The sequence below is a fragment of the Longimicrobium sp. genome (genome assembly GCF_036387355.1).
Taxonomy (GTDB): domain Bacteria; phylum Gemmatimonadota; class Gemmatimonadetes; order Longimicrobiales; family Longimicrobiaceae; genus Longimicrobium.
Genome location: NZ_DASVTX010000514.1, coordinates 1 through 7,353, shown reverse-complemented (window position 1 = coordinate 7,353; position 7,353 = coordinate 1). Strand labels below are relative to the sequence as shown.

General features: G+C 72.3%; 4 protein-coding genes. All 4 read left to right on the top strand.

The features are described 5' to 3' along the window. The first annotated feature begins 234 nt into the window (after positions 1–234). Positions 235–2,985: an ATP-binding protein gene (locus tag VF665_RS22295; protein WP_331055682.1), complete on the top strand. Its 2,751-nt coding sequence runs from the start codon at positions 235–237 to the stop codon at positions 2,983–2,985. A gap of 254 nt (positions 2,986–3,239) precedes the next feature. Then, positions 3,240–5,501 carry a sensor histidine kinase gene (locus tag VF665_RS22290; RefSeq protein WP_331055681.1) on the top strand — a complete coding sequence of 754 codons (2,262 nt, stop codon included), beginning with the start codon at positions 3,240–3,242 and terminating at the stop codon, positions 5,499–5,501. 98 nt (positions 5,502–5,599) lie between these two features. After that, a complete protein-coding gene (locus tag VF665_RS22285; protein WP_331055680.1) occupies positions 5,600–6,526 on the top strand; it encodes a S1/P1 nuclease in 927 nt (308 codons plus the stop codon). Between the two features lie 586 nt (positions 6,527–7,112). After that, positions 7,113–7,353, top strand: a 241-nt coding sequence (locus VF665_RS22280; RefSeq protein WP_331055679.1) for a hypothetical protein, incomplete at its 3' end; no start/stop codon positions are given.

Genomic DNA, 7,353 nt, shown 5'->3' with positions numbered 1-7,353 from the left:
CGCCGCCGGACGCCCGGGAACACGCCGCAGTACCGGTCGGAGATCCTGCGCCGCATGTCGCACCGCGGCTGGTAGCACGCACGGATCGCCGCATCGCGGGGCCGGAATGCCGTCGGGCGTTCCGGCCCCGCTGCGCGATCCTGGCGCGCGGGAGTGCGTTTTGCTGAGCGCACCCCGGTCCGCCGCCCGGGCGCCATCCTCCGTTCATCCGGCCGAGCCAGCCGCAGCCAGCGCATGTCCATGCTCCCGTCCCCCTCGCTGAACGACGTTCCGCCCGGCATCTCCCGCGATGCCGGGCTGGCCGACGCGCTGGACCGGGCGGGGGTGGGGATCGTGGTGGCCGGCGCGGACCGCCGTCCCCTGCACCTGAACCCGGCCGCGGCGCGGCTCCTGGGCAGGGAGGACGGCGAGGCGGGCGCCGGGCCGATGGACGGGTGGATTCACCCCGACGACCGCGCGGCGGAGGCGGCGCTGCACGCGGAGGTGCTGGCGGGGACGCGGGATGGATACCGCACGGAGGTCCGCTGGCTGCGGGCGGGCGGCCGGCACGTGTGGGTGGAGATGAGCGTGGCGACGCGGGGGACGGACCCGTTCACCACCGGGACGGCCGTGCTGGACATCACGGGGCGGCGGCGCGCGGCGGAAGAAGCGGAGCTGGACCGCGTGCGCCTGGCCTTTCTGTCGCACGCCAGCGAGGTGCTGGCCTCGTCGCTGGACTACGACGCCACCCTGCGCGCCGTCGCGCGGCTGGCCACGGAGCGGCTGGCGACGTGGTGCATCGTCACCATCGCCTCGCCGGGGGGGCTCACCCGCACGCTGGCGCACCGCGACCCGGAGCGCATGCGCTGGGCCGAGGAGCTCACCCGCCGTTATCCGCCGGACCCGGAGGCGGCCACCGGGGCGGCGCACGTGATCCGCACGGGGCGCGCGGAGTTTGTTCCGGAGATCTCCGACGCCATGGTGGCGGCCGCCGCCCGCGACGAGGAGCACCTGCGGCTGCTGCGCGAGGTGGGCTTCAACGCGCTCATCACCGTCCCCATCGCCGCGGGCGGGGAGAACGTGGGGGCGATCTCCCTGGTGTCGGCGGAATCGGGGCGGTCGTACACCCAGGCGGACCTGGCGCTGGCGGAGGACCTGGGGCGCCGCGCGGGGACGGCCATTCAGAACGCGCGGCTGCTGCGCGACGCGGAACGCGCGGCCGAGCGCGCGCGGCGGCTGCAGGCGTTCGCCACGGCGCTGAACGAGGCCAGCAGCACCGGGCAGGCGGCGGAGGTGTGCGTGGTGCACGGAATGGAGGCGCTGGGCGCGGACGCGGGCGCGTTCGGCCTGCTGGAGGACGGGGATCGCGTCATCGAGATGCTGCACCTGCGCGGCTATCCCGCCGAGGTGTCCGGCCGCTGGGTGCGCTGGCCCATTTCGCCCGGGCGGCCCCTTTCGGATTCCGTCATCCACCGTACGCCCGTGCTGGTGCCGGACGCGGCGGAGATGCAGGCGCGCTATCCGGCGATGGCGCCGGAGTTCGCGGAGGCGGGGATCGTGGCGTACGTGGGCATTCCGGTCTGCTCGCGGGGGCGCGTGCTGGCGGGGCTTTCGTTCAGCTTCCGGCGCGCGCAGGAGTTCGACGAGGGCACGCGGACCTTCCTGTCCACCCTGGGCGGAATGGCGGCGCAGGTGATGGAGCGGGCCCGGCTGTACGACGCCGAGCGGCGGCAGCGCGCCGGCGCGGAAGAAGCGGCCGAGCGGGAGCGCGACGCCCGTGCGGAGGCGGAAAACGCGAACCGGGCCAAGAGCGAGTTCCTGGCCAACATGAGCCACGAGCTGCGCACGCCGCTGAACGCCTCGCTGGGCTACGCGGACCTGCTGGACATGGAGCTGGCCGGGCCGCTTACGCCGGGGCAGCGCGAGTACCTGGAGCGCATCCGGGTGAGCAACCACCACCTGCTGGGGCTGGTGGAAGACGTGCTGGACCTGTCCAAGCTGTCCGCGGGGCGTATGGCGGTGGAGCGCGAGCCGGCCGATGCGGCGACCGCGGTCGTGAGCGCCCTTACCCTGGTGCAGCCGCAGGCGGACGTGCGGGGCGTGGCGGTCTACGATCGGTGCGCCGGGTGCGACGTGACGTACGTGGGCGACGAGGACCGGGTGCGGCAGGTCCTGGTCAACCTGCTGAGCAACGCCGTCAAGTTTACGCAGCCGGGCGGCCAGGTCACGGTAGACGTGGGCACGTCCGACGAGCCGGACCCGGGGGCGCGGCTGATGGGGTCGGGGCCGTGGACGTTCTTTCGCGTCCGCGACACCGGGCTGGGGATCGCGCCGGACCAGCTGGAATCCGTCTTTCTCCCGTTCGTGCAGGCAGAGACGGGGCACACGCGCACCCGCGGCGGCACCGGACTCGGGTTGACGATCAGCCGCGAGTTCGCGCGGCTGATGGGGGGCGACCTGACGCTGCGGAGCACGCTGGGCCAGGGCGCCGCGTTCACCCTCTGGCTCCCCGCGCGCGTCACGGCCCCCGGCACGCCGCCCGCGCGGGGGCTGGCGCGGGCGGGCGAGGCGCTGCAGGCCGGGGTGGACCGCGTGCTGCGCAGCTACGTGGGACGCATGCGCGACGATCCCGGCGTGCCGGAGGCCGCGCGGCTGGCGCGCGTGGACCTGGAAGACCACATGGCGGCGATGCTTGCTGACATCGCGCAGACGCTGGTGGTGATGGAAGAAGCGGACGAAACGGACATCGAAGGCGTGCTGCTGCGCGACGGCAGCGACTTTCAGCGCATGATGGCGGAGCGCCATGGCGAGCAACGCGCACGGCTGGGCTGGAACCTGGAGGCGCTGCGGCGCGAGTACCAGATCCTGCGTGAAGAGGTGAACGCGGCGGTGCAGCGCGGCGTGGCCGACGATGCGGCCACGGAGCCGGGCCTGGCGGCACTCGGCCGCCTGCTGGCGCGCGCGGAGGAGATCAGCGTGGGCGGACTGCGGAAGCCGAAGGAATAAGGCTCTAACAGAGGCACAGAGACACAGAGGAAGAGAACGGAACCGGTCGTCCTCATCCCGTTGTCCGTTTCCTGTCCACGTCTGCGCTCGCTGCGTCAAAGGCAGCCGCGTTCCTCCGCGAACCTGCGAGTCCTCCGTGGCAAACGCCTTGGGACGGACTCCGCCCCCCGCACCGCAGGGGTTCGCACGGGAAGTGCATTCCCGCGGCCCCCGCGCGGTTCCGCCCGCCGCGCGCACACGGGCCGCGCACGAGAATGTCGCTCCGAACGCAACTCGTTCTTCTCTTCACGCTTCTGTCGCTCGGGGCCAGCGCCGTCATTGGCGGGCTGGCCTATCGCGCGTCGGAATCCATTCTGCGCCGCAACGCCCTGGCCTCCGTGCAGACCGCTGCCCACGAACGCGAGGGCGCGCTGCTGCGGCGGCTGGCGGGGCAGCGCAGCCGCGCGTCGTCGTTCCTGGCCGCCACCGCGGCGGAGTGCGCGTCCGAGGAACGGTGCCGGTACTCGCTCGCCGTGCTGCGGGCCACCGAAGGCTTCTCCGGGGCGGTGCTCACCCGCCCCGGGCAGCCCCCGCTGGGGGTGGGAACGGTGGCGGGCGTGGTGGACGGAGGATCGTGGCCCGCGCGGCAGCTGGCCCGCTTTGCGCGGCGGGCGGACGGCGGGCCGTACTACGTGATCCGCGCGGACGGTGCGGGCGGCGCCGTGCTGTCGCTGCGCTTTGACGACCTGCACGCGCTGCGCGACATCTTTGCGGACCGCGCCGGGCTGGGAAGCTCGGGAGAAACCTTTCTGGCGGACCGCGCGGGCATCTTTCTGACGACGCCCCGCTACGCGGCCGCGCAGGGCTACAGCCATCCCGTAAACTCCATCCCCATGCGGCGCTGCCTGGCCGGCCAGGACGGCGCCACCCTGGCCGCCGACTACCGCAACGCCCGCGTCATCCACGCCTTTCGCTACATCGAAGAGATCGGCGGCGGGTGCATCATGGCGCACATTCACCAGACGGAGGCGTTCGCCCCGGTGGGCACGCTTTCGGAGCACATCATCGGCTCCGGGCTGCTGCTGGCCGCCGGGGCGCTGATCCTGTCCATCTTTCTCGCCCGCTCCGTCACGCGGCCGATGCAGCGGCTGGGCGAGGCGGCCAACCGGCTGGGGCAGGGCGAGGTGAACCTGGCCATTCCCCGCGGGGGCCCGGCGGAAGTGCGGCGCTTCGCCGACACCTTTGCGCGCATGGCGCAGTCCATCCGCGAACGGACCGGGGAACTGGAGGCGGCCAACCGCGCCAAGAGCCAGTTTCTGGCGATGATGTCGCACGAGATCCGCACCCCCATCAACGCCGTCATCGGCTACTCGGAACTGATGGAGATGGGGCTGGGCGGGCCGGTGACGGAGCAGCAGGCGGAGCACCTGGCGCGCATCAAGGGAAGCAGCCGCCACCTGCTGGGCCTCATCAACGACGTGCTGGACTTCAGCAAGGTGGAGGCGGGGGAGATGGAGGTGTGGCGCGAGCCCACCCCCTTCCGCGGCACGACGTCGGATGCGCTGGACCTGGTGGGTCCGCAGGCCGCGGCCCGCTCCGTGACCGTCACGGACGAGTCGGAGTGCGATCCGAACGCCGCCTACATCGGCGACGAAGACCGCGTGCGGCAGATCCTGGTGAACCTGCTCTCCAACGCGATCAAGTTCACGCCGGAAGGCGGAAAGGTGACGCTCTGCTGCCGGCTGGCCCTTGTTCCCGGGCCGGAAGCGCGGGTGGACGGGCCGGGGCCCTGGGCCGCGTTCGAGGTCGCGGATACCGGGGTGGGGATCGCGCCGGAGCAGCAGGGGCGCATCTTTGAGCCGTTCACACAGGCCGAGGAAGGGCACACGCGCCGCCACGAGGGCACCGGGCTGGGGCTCACCATCAGCCGCCGCTTCGCCCGGCTGATGGGGGGCGACCTCACGGTGCGCAGCACCCCGGGCCGCGGCTCGTGCTTCGTGCTCTGGCTCCCTGCCGCGCCGGGGCACCCCGCCGGCCCGGGTGAAGGGTGGCCCACCGCGCCGCACCAGATCCCCGGCCTTACCCGGCTGGGCGACCTGCTGAACACGCGCGCGGAGGAGCTGGTGCACCGGCTGGGCGAGCGGCTGCGCGCGGACCCGCTGATCCCCGGCGCGCAGTCGCTGGACCGCGCGCAGTTGGAAAACCACATGGTCACGTTCCTGACGGACCTGGGCACGACGCTCGTTTCGCTGGACGAGGGCGGGGCGGAGCCGGCGCTGCTGCGCGACGGGATGGACATCAAGCGCGTGATCGCCGCGCGGCACGGGGAGCAGCGCGGGCGGCTGGGATGGTCTGCCGTGCAGCTGCACCGCGAATACGAGATTCTGGGCGAGGAGATCGACGCGCTGCTGGCGCGCGAGGCGCCCCGGGGTGACGGGCAGGACACGCACGCGGCCCGGGAGATCCTGGGGCGGCTGCTGGAGCGCGCCGAGCACCTTTCCGTGGAGGCGCTTGCCGGGTCCGCGGGGCACGGCTGAGGGCACGGGGCGATGCGATTTGACGCGGACGGCGCCCGCGTGAATGTTCAGGGCGGGCCCGGGGCCCGACGCACCTGCAACCGATCCGGATGTAAGCGATGAAAGCACGAATTCTGGCGCTGGCCGTCGCGTTCTGCGCGCTCTGGTCCACCCCCGCGTACGCGTGGGACGAACTGGGGCACCGCGTGGTGGCGCGCATCGCCTGGGAAAACATGACGCCGGCCGCGCGCGCCCGGGCCGTCCAGCTTCTGCGCGCCGCGCCCCCGCGCACCGGCCTGGCCGCGCTGATGCCGTCGCAGGGGACGGAAGAGGAGCGGATGCGCGACTGGTTCATCATGGCGGCGGTGTGGCCCGACATGGTGCGCGGCCGCGACAATCCCGCCTCCGTCTACGGCCACAGCGACTGGCACTACGTCAACTTCTTCTGGCAGGTGGGCCCCGACGGCCGCCCCGTGGACCGCGATGACATTCCGCGCGCCGGGCTGCTGATCGACCAGGCGCAGCGCATCGCGGGGGAGCTGGGCAACGCCTCGGTTCCCGACAGCGCGCAGGCCATCGACCTGGCGTGGGCGCTGCACCTGGTGGGTGACGCGCACCAGCCGCTGCACAACAACGCCCGCATCACGGCGCAGGACACGGCGGGCGATCGCGGCGGAAACGACTTCCGGCTCGGGGGCGTGTATCCGTACAACAACCTGCACGGGTATTGGGATTCGCTGGTGGGCCACGCGGTTCCGTGGGCCATGGCGGACCGGAGCGAGAGCGACTACGTGGGAAGCATTTCCCGCCGGCTGATGGCCGAGTGGCCGCGCGCGCGCTTTGCCAGCCGGCTGCTGCCGGGGCAGTTCGAGACGTGGTCGCGCGAAGGGTTCCGCGTGGCGCAGAACGCGTATCCGTCGTGGCTGGTGCGCAACCAGCGCGCGCCGGAGCGGTACCTGCCGTACGCGTGGAACCTGGCCGAGCCCCGCATTGTGCTGGCCGGCTACCGCCTCGCGGACCTGCTGAACCGCACTCTGGGCCGCTGAACGTCGTGGGGTGGTGGATGACTGAAGCCCGGCGCCGCGCGCCGGGCTTTTGTCGTTCGAGGGATGATGAATTGCGGTGGGTGCATCTGGAGTGGATGGCGCGTGCCGCCTGTCCAGAGCGAATGAATTCGCCGCTGGAACAGCACGGAGTCCGCCTGCGCGGACTGCATCGGCGGCTTTGGTGCGATGAGCGGATGGCGGCGCGTCCGGCGGCTGTGGCCCTCACCCCGCGTGCTGCGCACGACGACCCTCTCCGACGAACAGATGTGGGAGAGGGAGCACACACCAGAATCGCGCCGATCCCTGACGCAGTTGAAGCCCCGATCGTGGACGCGACAGCGCCACGAGTCGGGGCTTTCCGCTGTTGGAGCGGCGGATTCATCCGCTCAGGATACCCTCTGCCGCGCGAGCCTGCGCAACTCGCGCCGAACCCGCCGCCGCGCTTTCCGCCGTTGTTGCGGCTAATTCATCAGTCACCTTTCCCCCTTCAATCCCGCCTGTGGCGTCAAAAGTGTACGTTGCGGACAGCGGCGGTTCAGGGTAGATTTCCTGCGTTCCGCGATCCCTCCGAACCGGTGCCGCCGCCATGCAACCGCTCGCGCTGTTCTGCCTGATGGTCGTCCATGTGACCGGGTCCGTCGCACCGGCCGGATCGGATCAGACGTATGCGCAGCTGACGGCGGTGCTGCGCTCCTTCACGCAGGCGCAGACGGCGTATCGCGCGTCGCACGGCAGGTACACGGCATCCCTTTCCGCACTCGGCGTGCAGCGGACGCCGGGGATCAGCGTGCGGCTGCAGGCGGAGGGCGCGGCGGGGTTCTCGGCCG